The 14,192-nt window shown below is 70.8% G+C and carries 14 protein-coding genes; 5 read left to right on the forward strand and 9 right to left on the reverse strand.

Annotation, left to right across the window (positions count from 1 at the left end):
- Positions 1–551 (forward strand): hypothetical protein (locus EBH09_RS39130; RefSeq protein WP_238697401.1); only part of this gene is annotated, 551 nt, incomplete at its 5' end.
- A gap of 35 nt (positions 552–586) precedes the next feature.
- Here the strand turns inward: EBH09_RS39130 and EBH09_RS21485 are convergent.
- Both EBH09_RS21485 and EBH09_RS21490 read right to left on the reverse strand, forming a co-directional pair.
- Positions 587–1,546, reverse strand: a complete 960-nt coding sequence (locus tag EBH09_RS21485) for a M28 family metallopeptidase (protein ID WP_121748601.1) — start codon at positions 1,544–1,546, stop codon at positions 587–589.
- Between the two features lie 216 nt (positions 1,547–1,762).
- Entirely contained in the window at positions 1,763–2,233 is a 471-nt protein-coding gene (locus tag EBH09_RS21490; RefSeq protein WP_121748602.1) for a VOC family protein, read from the reverse strand.
- A gap of 36 nt (positions 2,234–2,269) precedes the next feature.
- On the opposite strand from EBH09_RS21490, the gene EBH09_RS21495 reads away from it, so the two are divergent.
- Positions 2,270–2,905: a CGNR zinc finger domain-containing protein gene (locus tag EBH09_RS21495; protein WP_121748603.1), complete on the forward strand. Its 636-nt coding sequence runs from the start codon at positions 2,270–2,272 to the stop codon at positions 2,903–2,905.
- Between the two features lie 29 nt (positions 2,906–2,934).
- On the opposite strand, the gene rarD is transcribed toward EBH09_RS21495, so the two are convergent.
- The 7 genes from rarD to EBH09_RS21530 all read right to left on the reverse strand — a co-directional run bounded on the left by rarD (position 2,935) and on the right by EBH09_RS21530 (position 12,254).
- Positions 2,935–4,002 carry an EamA family transporter RarD gene (rarD, locus tag EBH09_RS21500; protein WP_121748604.1) on the reverse strand — a complete coding sequence of 356 codons (1,068 nt, stop codon included), beginning with the start codon at positions 4,000–4,002 and terminating at the stop codon, positions 2,935–2,937.
- 141 nt (positions 4,003–4,143) lie between these two features.
- Positions 4,144–4,998: an SDR family oxidoreductase gene (locus tag EBH09_RS21505; RefSeq protein WP_121748605.1), complete on the reverse strand. Its 855-nt coding sequence runs from the start codon at positions 4,996–4,998 to the stop codon at positions 4,144–4,146.
- A 191-nt stretch (positions 4,999–5,189) separates the two neighbouring features.
- Positions 5,190–6,287, reverse strand: coding sequence for a 2-oxoacid:ferredoxin oxidoreductase subunit beta (locus EBH09_RS21510; RefSeq protein WP_121748606.1), 1,098 nt, complete (start codon positions 6,285–6,287; stop codon positions 5,190–5,192).
- On the reverse strand, positions 6,280–8,208 hold the full coding sequence (locus EBH09_RS21515) for a 2-oxoacid:acceptor oxidoreductase subunit alpha (RefSeq protein WP_121748607.1): 1,929 nt from the start codon (positions 8,206–8,208) through the stop codon (positions 6,280–6,282). The genes EBH09_RS21510 and EBH09_RS21515 overlap by 8 nt, the downstream gene beginning before the upstream one ends.
- Positions 8,209–8,498: 290 nt before the next feature.
- Positions 8,499–9,170, reverse strand: a complete 672-nt coding sequence (locus EBH09_RS21520; protein WP_121748685.1) for a response regulator transcription factor — start codon at positions 9,168–9,170, stop codon at positions 8,499–8,501.
- Positions 9,171–9,488: 318 nt separating this feature from the next.
- Entirely contained in the window at positions 9,489–10,856 is a 1,368-nt protein-coding gene (locus tag EBH09_RS21525) for a sensor histidine kinase (RefSeq protein ID WP_121748608.1), read from the reverse strand.
- Positions 10,857–11,024: 168 nt separating this feature from the next.
- Positions 11,025–12,254: a sensor histidine kinase gene (locus tag EBH09_RS21530; protein WP_121748609.1), complete on the reverse strand. Its 1,230-nt coding sequence runs from the start codon at positions 12,252–12,254 to the stop codon at positions 11,025–11,027.
- A gap of 143 nt (positions 12,255–12,397) precedes the next feature.
- Between EBH09_RS21530 and EBH09_RS21535 the strand changes: the two genes are divergently transcribed.
- The 3 genes from EBH09_RS21535 to EBH09_RS21545 form a co-directional block, all read left to right on the forward strand.
- The gene (locus EBH09_RS21535; RefSeq protein ID WP_193776454.1) at positions 12,398–12,844 is read left to right on the forward strand and encodes an NADH-quinone oxidoreductase subunit A; all 447 of its coding nucleotides are present in this window, start codon (positions 12,398–12,400) and stop codon (positions 12,842–12,844) included.
- Positions 12,835–13,548 (forward strand): NADH-quinone oxidoreductase subunit B, encoded by a 714-nt coding sequence (locus EBH09_RS21540; protein ID WP_193776455.1) that lies wholly within the window; start codon positions 12,835–12,837, stop codon positions 13,546–13,548. The genes EBH09_RS21535 and EBH09_RS21540 overlap by 10 nt, the downstream gene beginning before the upstream one ends.
- Positions 13,545–14,192: NADH-quinone oxidoreductase subunit C (locus tag EBH09_RS21545; RefSeq protein ID WP_121748611.1), on the forward strand; the 648-nt coding region annotated here is incomplete at its 3' end. The genes EBH09_RS21540 and EBH09_RS21545, both read left to right, overlap by 4 nt.

The following is a 14,192-nucleotide window of genomic DNA, read 5'->3' on the forward strand; positions in this document are numbered from 1 at the left end:
AGCCCACCCCCACCCCCGCCCGCGGCTTCGACGCCGTGGCCGAGGCCGTGCTCGGGGACGAACCGCTCACCGCACCCGGCGACGCCACCACCCCCGCGCTCCTCGCGGAGCCGACGGCTCGTATCAACGAGGCCGTCAAGGAAGGCCGGACGGAGGCGGCCGCGCAACTGGCGGAGCAGACCGTGGCCGAAGCCTCGGGGACGCTGGGGCCGGAGCACCCGGAGGTCCTACGGCTCCGTGAACTCACCGCGTACATCGCCTACCTGTCAGGCGACCCGGACCGCGCCTTCCGCCTCTCCCTCGACCTCTCCCGGATACACCGCCGGGCGGGCGACGCGGAGGCCGCGTACGGCAACGTCCAGAGCGCTGCGACCGCGTGGCGCGCCGTACGGGATCCCGCCCGGGGCCTGGAGCTGGGGCACGAACTGGTGGGCCTGTGGAGCGAACTCGCCGCCGAGGAGGGCCCGGCCGCGGAGGACTCCGAGCAACTGGAGTCCGCCCGCAGCCGCATCGGCCGCCTCACCGAACGTGCCCGCGCCCAGACCGGCTGACCGGGCGCGGGCTCCGAGGAGGAGGCGCGTCGGCCCTACTGCGACAGCTCCCATATCGCGTACGCGATGGCGTCGCTGTTGCGGTTCAGGGCCGTGTCGTTGATGTTGGCGGTCGTGTCGCAGGACGAGTGGTAGCAGCGGTCGAACGGCTGGCCCACGGTGCCGCCCCACTTGGCCGCCTGCGCGGACGTCTTCCGGTAGTCGGCGCCGCTGAAGAGGCCGCCGACGGGGACGCCCGCGTTCTTGAAGGGCGCGTGGTCGGAGCGGCCGTCGCCCTCGGTCTCGATCTCCGTGGAGATGCCGAGGCCGGCGAAGTAGTCCTTGAAGGTCTTCTCGATGGTGGGGTCGTCGTCGTAGACGAAGTAGCCGGGGTTGGGCGAGCCGATCATGTCGAAGTTCAGGTAGCCGCTGATCTTCGCGCGGCCCGTGGAGCCGAGGCTGTTGACGTAGTAGCGGGAGCCGACCAGCCCCAGCTCCTCCGCGCCCCACCAGGCGAACCGCAGGTGTTTGGTGGGCTGGTGGCCGGACCGGGCGACGGCGAGCGCGGTCTCCAGGACGGCTGCCGAGCCGGAGCCGTTGTCGTTGATGCCGGGTCCGGAGGAGACGCTGTCCAGGTGTGACCCGGCCATGACAACCTGATTGGCGTCGCCGCCAGGCCAGTCGGCTATCAGGTTGTAGCCGGTGCGGCCGGAGGCGGTGAAGCGCTGGACGGTGGTGGTGAAACCGGCCGCGTCCAGCTTGGCCTTCACGTAGTTGAGTGAGGCCTGGTAGCCGGGGCGGCCGTGGGCGCGGTTGCCGCCGTTCGCCGCGGCGATCGACTGGAGTTGCGTCAGGTGGGCCTTGACGTTGGCTATCGGTATGTCGGGCGCGGCGGCGGCCGTGGACGCGGGGCGATCGGTGGCGGGCGCGGCGCCGGCCACCGATCCGCCGGTGATCAGAGTGGCGACCGCGACGGCACCGGCCGTCAGTGCACGCCCGGGACGGGGGAGCTTCATGTGGGGGGCTCCGAATTCCTAGGGAATCCCTGGGGAGGGGACTCCACAGTGAATGGGGTGCCTGGATGGTGGGTCCGGCACTGACCCACCGTCAAGACCGCTATTCGGCCACGGTGTCGCGTATATCGGAAGCTCCTGGTGGCGTCGCCCCGGAGGCCACGGAGGCCACGGAGGCCACGGAGGCCGAGGAGGTCGCGGGGTTCGCGGAGGTCGCGCCTAGTGGACGCAGAACTCGTTGCCCTCCGGATCCGCCATCAGCACCCACTCCCCGCCCGGCTCCTTCACCTGCCGCAGGATGCTCGCGCCCAGCGCCTCCAGCCGGGCGACCTCCGCCTCGCGCCGCCCCTCGCCCGGGTGCAGGTCGAGATGGAGCCGGTTCTTGCCGGTCTTGGCCTCCGGTACGCGCTGGAACAGCAGCCGCCGCCCCAACCCGGTGCCGCTCTCCTCCTGGTAGGGGTCGTCGGGATGGCGTACGGCGGCCAGGTCCCGCCAGGCGAGGCGGCCGTGGGACTCGACGGTCAGCTCGGCCGGTACAGCCCCGAAACCCAGCAGCTTTTCGATGAGCGCGCTGTTGTCCTCCACCTCGTAGTGGAGGGCGGAGGCCCAGAAGTCCGCCTGCGCGTGCGGGGCGGCGGCGTCGATGACGATCTTGAAGTGAACGGGGGTCGATCCGGAGGTCGATGTCATGTAACCAGTTATACTGGTTACATGAGTGAGCAGGCAATGGAATCGCCGAAACCGCCTCCCGGTCCACCCGGTTCACCCGGTCCTCCAGGGCTGACGCTGCGGTCGCACGAGGGCAAGCCGTACCACTTCGACCCCGGCGCCCTCTGCCTCGAACTGCTGACGACGGGCGGGCCCGGTGCCTACGCGCGCTGGGAGGTGCTGCACGAGCCCGCCGACCTGGCCGCCTGGGCCGACCGCAGCCGCCTGCCGGCCGGACTGGATCTTGCCGTGGACCGGAGCGACGTGGAGCGGGCCCGGACACTGCGCGACGCCCTCTTCCTGCTCACGGCGGACCGCGCGCACGGGCGTCCGCTCCGGCCCGACCACCTGGACGCCGTCAACGCCGCCGCGGCCGAGCCTTCGCTCGTCGCGCGTATCGAGGCGGACGGCACTCGCGGCTGGGCCCCCGGTGCTACGGGCGCCCGCCTGCTGTCGACGGTCGCGCGCGACGCGATCGAGCTGTTCACCGGCCCTTACGCCGACCGCATCCGGGAGTGCGGAGCCCACGACTGCCGTCTGCTCTTCGTCGACACCTCACGCCCGGGCCGCCGCCGCTGGTGCGCGATGGAGCACTGCGGCAACCGGGAGAAGGCCCGGGCACACCGCGCGCGGCGGGCGCCCGGCAAGGGCTGACGAAGGACGGCGGCGGGGCGACCGGGCCGTTACGGCTTTCCTGTTGCCGTGTCGAGCTGTTCGGACCGGGCGGAGCCAGGGGCCGGTACTCCGGATGCCACGATTCCCGACTCTCGCGCGGCGCTTCCCGGCTCCCGCGCGGCGCTCCCCTTGACCGGCGTCACGCCGTCGCCCGCTCGGTCCAACTGCGCCCTGAGCGTCCGGGCGGTCCGATGGGCGGTGCGCAGGGCGTCCCAGGTGAGCAGCGCGAGCGCCAGCCACACCAGCCCGAAGCCGGCCCAGCGCTCGGGCGGCATGGCCTCGCGGAAGTAGAGGACGCCGAGCGCGAACTGGAAGACCGGGGCCAGGTACTGCAGCAGCCCCAGCGTGGACAGCGGCACGCGGATCGCCGCCGCGCCGAAGCAGACCAGGGGGATGGCGGTGACCACGCCTGTCGCGGCGAGCAGGGCGGCGTGGCCCGCGCCCTCGGTGGTGAAGGTGGAGTCGCCCCGCGCGCCCAGCCACAGCAGGTAGCCGAGCGCGGGCAGGAACTGGATCGCCGTCTCGGCGGCCAGCGACTCGACGCCGCCGAGGTTGACCTTCTTCTTCACCAGGCCGTACGTGGCGAAGGTGAAGGCGAGGCAGAGGGAGATCCACGGCGGCTGGCCGTAGCCGATGGTGAGGACGAGCACGGCCGCGAAGCCGGTCCCGACCGCCGCCCACTGCGCGGGCCGCAGCCGCTCCTTCAGAAGCAGTACGCCCATCGCGATGGTGACCAGCGGGTTGATGAAGTACCCGAGGGAGGCCTCGACGACATGGCCGCTGTTCACGGCCCAGATGTAGACGCCCCAGTTGACGGTGATCACCGCGGCGGCCACCGTGACCAGGGCGAGTCTGCGCGGCTGCCGCAGCAGCTCGCCGGCCCAGGCCCAGCGCCGTACGACGAGCAGGGCGGCGGCGACGAAGACGAGGGACCACGCCATCCGGTGGGCGAGGATCTCCCCGGCCCCGGCGGGCTTGAGCAGCGGCCAGAACAGTGGGACGAGCCCCCACATCCCGTACGCCGCGAAGCCGTTCAGCAGACCTATTCGCTGCTCACTCCTGGACGACCCGGCCACGGGCACCTCCTTCTCGCACTCGGCATGCCGGACGGATGCATGCCACGACGAAGGTAGCGCCGCACCCGGCCGCCTGTCATGCCCGTATCGCCATACGGTCATGACAGGCGGGGTGGGTGTCGTGAAGGCGGGCGGTGCGGGTCAGCCCTTGAGCGCGGCGGCGACTGCCTCGGCGAGCGGTGTGGTCGGGCGGCCGATCAGGCGGGACAGGTCACCGGTGGAGACGGCCAGCTCGCCCTTCTCGATGGCGGCGTCCACGCCGGCCAGGACGGCGGCCAGCGGCCCGGGCAGCCCGGCGTCGGTGAGGATGCCGGCGTAGGTCTCGGTGGAGACGGGGTTGTAGACGATCTCCTTGCCGGTCTGCCGGCTCAGTTCAGCCGCGTACTCGGCGAAGCTCCAGGCCTCGTCGCCACCCAGCTCGTACGCCGTGTTCTCGTGGCCCTCGCCGGTCAGTACGGCGACGGCGGCGGCCGCGTAGTCGGCGCGGGAGGCGGAGGAGATCCGGCCCTCGCCGGCCGCCTGCACCACGGCGCCGTGCTCCAGGACCGGGGCGAGCTGCTCGGTGTAGTTCTCGTGGTACCAGCCGTTGCCCAGCAGCACGTACGGCACACCCGAGCCGACCAGTACCTTCTCGGTGGCGCGGTGGTCGTCTGCGAGTGCGGCCGTGAGGCTGCTGGGGGCGCTGGTGTAGGCGAGCAGGGCGACACCGGCCTTCCTGGCCGCGTCGATCACGACCGTGTGCTGCTGGACGCGGCCCTTGTCGAACTCGTTGCCGGAGATCAGCAGCACCCGGTCGCCGGTCGCGAAAAGGCCGTCGAAGGTCTCGGGTGCGTTGTAGTCGGCGACCGCGAGTCGTACGCCGCGGGCGGCGAGATCGGCGGCCCTGTCACGGTCCCGGACGACCGCGGTGACCTGGTCGGCCGGCACCTTCTCCAGTAGCTGCCGCACGACGTGGCGGCCGAGGTGTCCGGTGGCTCCGGTGACGACGATGCTCATGGTTTCAGTACTCCTTGGGGGGGGTGATGCCACTAACCCTAGGAGATGCGCTAACGAATAGATAGTGCCCACTTTGAAGTAAGGTACTTACGTCCGGGTAAGCCCCTACGTGAGTCTGAGCCCGAACGGCATACGAAGAGGCCCGGACGTTTCCGCCCGGGCCTCTTCGAAGCCGTGAACCGCCGCCGGTCTCAGCCGACGACCGTCCAGGTGTCGTTGCCGGCGAGGAGGGTGGCGAGGTCGCCCTTGCCGTTGTGCTCGGTGGCGGTGTCGAGCTGGTCGGTCATGAGGGTGTCGTAGACGGGCCGGTCGACGGAGCGCAGGACGCCGATGGGGGTGTGGTGCAGGGTGTCCGGGTCGGCGAGGCGGGACAGGGCGAAGGCGGTGGTGGGTGAGGTGGCGTGGGCGTCGTGGACGAGGATGTCGGCTTCGTTGCCGGGGGTGACGGCGACGACTTCCAGGTCGCCGGTCTGCGGGTTCCGTACGACGCCCTTGGAGCGGTCGGTGCCGAAGCGGATCGGCTGTCCGTGTTCCAGGCGGATGACTGCTTCCTGGGCCTGCTGTTTGTCTTTGAGGGCGTCGAAGGCGCCGTCGTTGAAGATGTTGCAGTTCTGGTAGATCTCGATCAGGGCGGTGCCGGGGTGTTCGGCGGCCTGGCGCAGGACGTCGGTGAGGTGTTTGCGGTCCGAGTCGACGGTGCGGGCGACGAAGGAGGCTTCGGCGCCGATGGCGAGGGAGACGGGGTTGAAGGGTGCGTCCAGTGATCCCATCGGCGTCGACTTGGTGATCTTGCCGGTCTCGGAGGTGGGGGAGTACTGGCCTTTTGTAAGGCCGTAGATCCGGTTGTTGAAGAGGAGGATCTTGAGGTTGACGTTGCGGCGCAGGGCGTGGATGAGGTGGTTGCCGCCGATGGAGAGGGCGTCGCCGTCGCCGGTGACGACCCAGACGGACAGGTCGCGGCGGGAGGCGGCGAGTCCGGTGGCGATGGCGGGGGCGCGGCCGTGGATGGAGTGCATCCCGTAGGTGTTCATGTAGTACGGGAAGCGGGAGGAGCAGCCGATGCCGGAGACGAAGACGATGTTCTCCTTCGCCAGGCCGAGCTGGGGCATGAAGCCCTGCACGGCGGCGAGGACGGCGTAGTCGCCGCAGCCGGGGCACCAACGCACTTCCTGATCGGACTTGAAGTCCTTCATGGACTGCTTGCCCTCGGCCTTCGGGACGAGGGACAGCGCCTCGATCGTGCTCGTGCCGGTGCCCGTCGGCTTCTCTTCCGTGGACGTCTCAGGCATCGATGGCCTCCTTCAGGACGGTGGCGAGCTGTTCCGCTTTGAACGGCATGCCGTTGACCTGGTTGTACGACTGGGCGTCGACCAGGTACTTCGCCCGGACGAGGGTGGCGAGCTGGCCGAGGTTCATCTCGGGGATCACCACCGTGTCGTAACTCTTCAGTACCGCGCCGAGGTTGCCCGGGAAGGGGTTGAGGTGGCGCAGGTGCGCCTGCGCGACGGCCTCGCCGGTGGCGCGCAGCCGGCGCACGGCGGCGGTGATGGGCCCGTAGGTGGATCCCCAGCCCAGGACCAGGGTCTTCGCGCCGTCCGGGTCGTCGACCTCGACATCCGGTACGTCGATGCCGTCGATCTTGGCCTGGCGGGTGCGGACCATGTGGTCGTGGTTGGCCGGGTCGTAGGAGATGTTGCCGGTGCCGTCCTGTTTCTCGATGCCGCCGATCCGGTGCTCCAGGCCGGGGGTGCCCGGCACGGCCCAGGGGCGGGCGAGGGTGTGCGGGTCGCGTTTGTAGGGCCAGAACACCTCGGTGCCGTCGTCCAGGGTGTGATTCGGGCCGTGCGCGAACTGCACGGTGAGGTCGGGCAGCTCGTCCGGTTCGGGGATCCGCCACGGCTCGGAGCCGTTGGCGAGGTAGCCGTCGGAGAGGAGGAAGACGGGGGTGCGGTAGGCCAGTGCGATGCGGGCTGCTTCCAGGGCGGCGTCGAAGCAGTCGGCCGGGGTGCGGGGGGCGATGACGGGGACGGGGGCCTCGCCGTTGCGCCCGTACATGGCCTGGAGCAGGTCGGCCTGTTCCGTCTTGGTCGGCAGGCCGGTGGAGGGGCCGCCGCGCTGGATGTCCACGACCAGCAGGGGCAGTTCCAGGGAGACCGCGAGGCCGATCGTCTCGGACTTGAGTGCCACGCCGGGGCCGCTGGTGGTGGTCACGGCCAGGGAGCCGCCGAACGCGGCCCCCAGCGCGGCGCCGATGCCGGCGATCTCGTCCTCGGCCTGGAAGGTGCGCACGCCGAAGTTCTTGTGCCGGCTGAGTTCGTGGAGGATGTCGGAGGCGGGGGTGATGGGGTAGGAGCCGAGGAAGAGGGGCAGGTCGGCCTGGCGGGAGGCGGCGATCAGGCCGTAGGCCAGGGCCAGGTTCCCGGAGATGTTGCGGTAGGTGCCGGGCGGGAACGCGCGGGCGGCGGGGGCGACCTCGTAGGAGACGGCGAAGTCCTCGGTGGTCTCGCCGAAGTTCCAGCCGGCCCGGTAGGCGGCGATGTTCGCGGCGGCGATGTCGGGCTTCTTCGCGAACTTCGCCCGCAGGAACTTCTCGGTGCCCTCGGTGGGCCGGTGGTACATCCAGCTCAGCAACCCGAGCGCGAACATGTTCTTGCTGCGCTCGGCTTCCTTGCGGGTGAGGTCGAAATCCTTGAGGGCTTCCACGGTCAGCGTGGTCAGCGGCACCGGATGCAGGTGGTAGCCGTCGAGCGAACCGTCTTCCAGGGGCGAGGTGGTGTAGCCGACCTTCTGCATGGCCCGTTTGGTGAACTCGTCGGTGTTGACGATGATCTCCGCGCCGCGTGGCAGGTCGTCGGTGTTGGCTTTGAGCGCGGCCGGGTTCATGGCGACGAGGACGTTGGGGGCGTCGCCGGGGGTGAGGATGTCGTGGTCGGCGAAGTGCAGCTGGAAGGAGGAGACGCCCGGGAGGGTTCCGGCGGGTGCCCGGATCTCGGCGGGGAAGTTCGGCAGGGTGGAGAGGTCGTTGCCGAACGACGCGGTCTCCGAGGTGAAACGGTCACCGGTGAGCTGCATCCCGTCACCCGAGTCCCCCGCGAACCTGATGATCACCCGGTCCAGCCGGCGGACGTCCTTCGCCCCGACCGGTTTGCGCTGCTCTCCTACGACGGTTCCGTCGGCCTGCTCCGCTGGGCTGCTGACCTGACTGGTCACTGAACTGGACCTCCCTCGAGGCGGCTGTCCGGGGACCGGTCTCCCACCGACCGCCCCGGGATCAACCCTACGTCCGCAGGTGTTGACTTCCGGTGGACATTCGCATGATGGACACGACCTCGAGATGGCCCGCCGCCCCTGAGCTCCACGTTCCCCGCCCTCCGGGGTTCTGGTGACGTTCGTGAAGACGCGCCCTGCTCGTGCGTTGGTTTCTCATTCGTTCGGACGAGTTCCCAGGCCGCCGCGCCGGCGGCCTGGGAACGACGGGAACGATGGGCGGGCCGCTGATCTCAGGAATTGAGATACGTCAGCACGGCGAGCACCCGTCGGTGATCACCATCGCTCGGGGACAGTCCCAGCTTCATGAAGATGTTGCTGACGTGCTTCTCGACGGCCCCGTCGCTCACGACGAGCTGGCGGGCGATCGCAGAGTTCGTCCGGCCCTCGGCCATGAGCCCCAGAACCTCCCGCTCGCGCGGGGTGAGTCCCGCAAGCACGTCCTGCTTGCGGCTGCGCCCGAGCAACTGCGCGACGACCTCCGGGTCCAGCGCCGTACCGCCCTCCGCCACACGCACCACCGCGTCCACGAACTCCCGTACCTCGGCCACCCGGTCCTTGAGCAGATAACCGACGCCGCGACTGGAACCGGCCAGCAGCTCCGTGGCGTACCGCTCCTCCACGTACTGGGACAGCACCAGTACGCCGAGGCCCGGGTGAGCCTTGCGCAACTGCACCGAGGCGCGCACGCCCTCGTCGGTGTGCGTCGGCGGCATCCGTACGTCCGCCACCACGACGTCCGGCAGCTCGCCCTGCGCGTCCAGCTCGGTGATTGTCTTGATCAGTGCCTCGCCGTCGCCGACACCGGCCACGACCTCGTGCCCACGGTCGGTCAGCAACCGGGTCAGCCCCTCTCGGAGCAGCACTGAATCCTCGGCGATGACCACCCGCACCCTGTCCTCCACGATCCTCGGCCCCCCACAGCCCGCCCACCCCACGGCCCGCGCGGCCCACGCCGCGTCCACGAACCGTCCGTGCGACAGGTCCAGCATCCCAGCATCAAAGGCCGGACGCCTACGGGCAATGGGAAGAGAGCGGGAAGAGCCGGGACGAGCGGGGGTGCCAGTCCTGGTCCGGCCGCTCGATGGCCGGTTTTCGATCACGTCTCCAGCCCTCGGGGGAGGAGGCGGGAGGGCGATCAGGGCTGTCGGTCGACGGTGCGACCGTCTCAGGGGCGGCTCCCGCGAGGGCCCCCGCTGCTCCCGCGAGGGCCCCCGCGGCGGTTACCCGGTCACCGGCTCGTTCCGCCACGGCAGCTCCGCCGTCACCCGCGTCGGTCCGCCGGCCGGCGAGTCCACCACGAGGATGCCGTCCACCGCGCCGAGCCGATCCGCAAGTCCCGCCAGTCCGGACCCGGCCGACGCAACCGCCCCGCCCACGCCGTTGTCCACGACCTGGAGCATCAGCCGGTTCTCCACCCGCCAGACCTCCACGGCGGCCGACGTGGCCCGCGCATGCTTGCTGATGTTCTGCAGCAGCTCCGACACCGTGAAGTACGCGATCCCCTCGATCGCCGACGCCGGCCGCTCCGCCAGGTCGACCTCCACCCGCACCGGCACGGTGCAGCGGGAGGCGACAGAGGAGAGCGCCGCGTCCAGACCGCGGTCGGTCAGGACCGCGGGATGGATGCCCCGGGCCAGGTCCCGCAGCTCCTGGAGCGCCGTCTTCACCTCGCCGTGCGCATCGGCCACCATGACCGCCGCCGCCCGCGGGTCCTCCCGCAGCTTCTCCTTGGCCAGGCCCAGATCCATGGCCAGGTTGACCAGGCGGGCCTGTGCCCCGTCGTGCAGGTCGCGCTCGATGCGCCGCAGGTCGGCGGCGGCCGTGTCGACCACGACCCCCCGGTCCGACTCCAGCTCCACCACCCGTGTCGCCAGCCGCGACGGTCCGAGCAGTCCGTGCACCATCAGCCGGTCCACCATGGTCAGCGCCCGGACGATCCACGGCGTCGCCAGCGTGAACAGCAGCCCTACCAGCGCGGTCACGGTGATCTCGAAGGGGTTGTCCAAGTAGATCCGGTGCGTCTCGTCACCGTACAGCTGGAGCCCGTCCTGGCCGGCGTACATCGGGAACACCCAGAACCACAGCGGGTACGTCAGCATCGCCCAGCCGACCGCCCAGACGTTCACGGCCACGACGAACGAGAACACCGACCACGGGAACTGCAGCACCGCGTACAGCAGACTCCGCCAGGAGGTGCCGCTCTTGAGCACGGCACCTATCCATCCCATCGCGCCCTGCTTCCTCAGCCGCAGCGGCTCCGGGTCCGACACCCGGAGCCCCAGCAGGGCACGGGCCCGCGCCCGTTCCATCGCGCCGAAGCCGCGGCACCCGGCGAGTGCCGCCGCCAGCACCGGGACACCCAGGAAGGTCACCAGCAGGCCCGCCCCCAGCGACGTCATCGTGACGGCGTACGTGAAGAGCAGGATGCCGATCGGCAGGCTGAGCAGCACATAGCCGAACTCGCGCCAGCTGCGTGCCTCGAACGGTGCCCGCAGCCCCGCCGGCAGCCGGTGACCTCGCGCACCGGTGTCCCCGGGGAAGCCGGGCCCGCTTTCCAACCCGTAACCCTGTCCGTATTCCGTGGCCATCGGTGCCGTCCTTCTGCTCGTCGTACGGCTGTGCTGTCGTAGCTCCACCCTCCTCGACCGCACATCCACGGGCCATGGAGCTCGTCGGCGTCTCAAGAGGGGGGTTTTCCCCACCCTCAGAGCCCCCTGGGGCGGGGAGGCGGGGCCTGTCAGCTGCCTCGTCGGCTGTTACCTCGGGCCCGAAACGCGGGAGGCGGAGCCGGCGTCCTCGCGGTCGCGCCACGGCAGCTCGGCCGTCACCGTCGTCGGTCCGCCCTCGGGGGAGTCGACGACGAAGAGACCGTCGACGGCGGTCAGCCGGTCGGCGAGACCCTTCATCCCCGTACCACCGTCGAGGCGCGCGCCTCCGCGGCCGTCGTCCCCCACCTGTATGAGCAGTCGGTCGGACGACCGCCACACCTCCACGGAGGCGGACCTCGCCGCGCTGTGCTTGCTGACGTTCTGGAGCAGCTCCGAGACGGTGAAGTAGGCGATGCCCTCGATGGCCGCCGCGGGTCGCTCCGTCAGGTCGACGGTCACCTTGACCGGCACGGTGCAGCGGGAGGCGACCGAGGAGAGCGCCGCGTCCAGGCCGCGGTCGGTCAGAACGGCGGGATGGATGCCGCGTGCCAGATCCCGCAGCTCCTGCAGGGCCAGCTTCACCTCGCCGTGCGCCTCGTCGACCATGGCCGCCGCCGCGTCGGGGTCCTCCAGCAGCTTCTCCTTGGCCAGACCCAGCCCCATGGCCAGGTTGACCAGGCGGGCCTGTGCGCCGTCGTGCAGGTCGCGCTCGATGCGCCGCAGGTCGGCGGCGGCCGTGTCGACCACGACCCCCCGGTCCGACTCCAGCTCGGCGATCCGCCGCTCCAGTTCGTCGGACGGGGACAGCAGACCGCGCACCATCGCCCGGTCCGCGTTGGCCAGGCCCCGAGCGATGAGGGGCAGCACCGGCCAGAGTACGAACAAAGACGTCAGCGTGATGACGAAGGTGAGGATGCCCCAGGGGAGCCGTATGAAGTCGTACAGGACCGTGCGCCAGCCCACCGGGTCCTTCAGCGCCATCCACAACTGTGGGAAGAACCCGCCCTTGCCCCGCAACGGCAGCGGGCTCGGCTCGTCCACCCGCACCCCGAGCAGTGCACGGGCCCGCGCACGCTCCAGCTTGCCCAACTGCCGCGCGCCCAGCAGGCCGGCCGCCAGCAGCGGGAACCCGATCACCGTGACCGTCAACCCGGCACCCACGCCCAGCATCGTCACGACGTAGACGAATCCGAGCAGCGCCGCCGGGAGATTCGCCAGCAGGTGGGCGACCTCCTTCCAGGTGTGCCGGTCGTAGGCGAAACGCGCCGGCGGCAGGCGGTCTCCGGTCGCTGCGCCGGTGGTCCCGGCGGGATTCGATGTCGAGAGGCGTTCGGTCATACGAGTCAGCGTGCCGTGCGGCGCGGCGCCGCGCCATGAGGTGGACCGCCGGGATGCACTGAGGAAAACCCCACCCCCGTGTCCCAAGGTGTGACGGGCTGCTTACCGTCTCTTTATCAGGCCCTAGACTCCCGTACGCACAGATGCACAGATCGTCGAACAACAGCGTTCAGGACAGGGAGCGAGGGACGCACGTGCCGGAACCGACCGTCGGACTCGCCGCGGACTATTTCCAGTCCTACTCGGTCGTCGGGCTGCTCGCCGTCGTGGGCGTGCTCTTCGTCGCCGTCGCGTTCGGGGCCGGGCACCTCCTGCGGCCCGTGGTCCCGACCCCCGAGAAGCTGCTGACGTACGAGTGCGGGGTGGACCCCGTCGGCGACGGCTGGGCCCACACCCAGGTCCGCTATTACGTCTACGCGTTCCTCTACGTCATCTTCGCGGTCGACTCGATCTTCCTCTTCCCCTGGGCGACGGTCTTCGCCGATCCTGGTTACGGCGCGACGACCCTCGTGGAGATGTTCGTCTTCCTCGGATTCCTCGCCGTGGGTCTGTTGTACGCATACAGGAAGGGCGTCCTGTCGTGGACGTGAACCCCGGCGACCCGAACCCCGCCGATCCGAACCCCGCCGGACCCGTGCTGCTCCCGGAGCCCAAGCGGCTCGGCGCGCTCGCCCGACTCGCGCCGGAGCCGATGAAGGTCGTCCTGAACTGGGGCCGCCGGTACTCCCTGTGGGTCTTCAACTTCGGCCTCGCCTGCTGCGCGATCGAGTTCATCGCCGCGTCGATGGCGCGCCACGACTTCATCCGGCTCGGCGTCATCCCGTTCGCGCCCGGCCCCCGCCAGGCCGACCTGATGGTGGTCTCGGGCACGGTCACCGACAAGATGGCGCCGGCCGTCAAGCGCCTGTACGAGCAGATGCCCGAGCCGAAGTACGTCATCTCCTTCGGTGCCTGCTCCAACTGCGGCGGCCCCTACTGGGACTCCTACTCCGTGACGAAGGGCGTCGACCAGATCATCCCCGTCGACGTCTACGTACCCGGCTGCCCGCCGCGCCCCGAGGCGCTGCTCCAGGGAATCCTCAAGCTCCAGGAGAAGATCGCGCGGGAGTCGCTGGGGGAGCGGTACGGCACGTCGCCCCGGCCGTCGACGGCCGCGCTGCAGAGCGGCCTGGTGCGGCCACCTGCCCCTGACGCGTCCTCGGCCCCGGGCGCTGCCTCGGCCCCCGGGCCGACCCCGGGCGCGGGCTCGGGCTCCGCAGCGGACCAGGCCTCGGGTTCGGAGGAGGGCCGATGACCGCGGTCGGCTGGCTGCCCGCCGACGCCGAGGAACTCTTCGGCGCGCAGGCCACGGCCGAGGAGTCGTACGACGTCCTGACCGTGGACGTGCCGCCGGCGTCCTGGATCTCCGCCCTGGAGACGGCACGCGACCGGCTGGGCTGCACGTACTTCGACTGGCTGAGCGCGGTCGACGAACCGGGCACGGGTTTCCGCGTCGCGGCGCACGTCGTGGCCCTGGGCCCCGTACGCCGGCTGCTGCTGCGTACGACGGTCCCGCACGAGACCCCGGTCCTGCCCACCGCCGTCGCGGTGTACGCGGGCGCGGCCTGGCACGAGCGCGAGACCCACGAGATGTTCGGCGTCGCCTTCGAGGACCATCCGGCGCTGGACCACCTGCTCCTGCCGGAGGGTTTCGAGGGACACCCGCTGCGCAAGGACTTCGTCCTCGCCGCCCGCGTCGCCAAGGCCTGGCCCGGGGCCAAGGAGCCGGGCGAGTCCGATCACGGCGGCCCCCGGCGTCGCCAGATGCTGCCGCCGGGCGTCCCCGACCCCAACGAGTGGGGCCCGCTGAAGGGCCAGTTGCCTCCCGCTCCGGCCCGCCCGGCACGCGGGGCGGGGCGCGCGGCTGGGGAGCGTCCGGCCCGCGCGGCAGGTGACCGC

The organism is Streptomyces sp. E2N166, from assembly GCF_003671715.1.
GTDB lineage: Bacteria > Actinomycetota > Actinomycetes > Streptomycetales > Streptomycetaceae > Streptomyces > Streptomyces thinghirensis.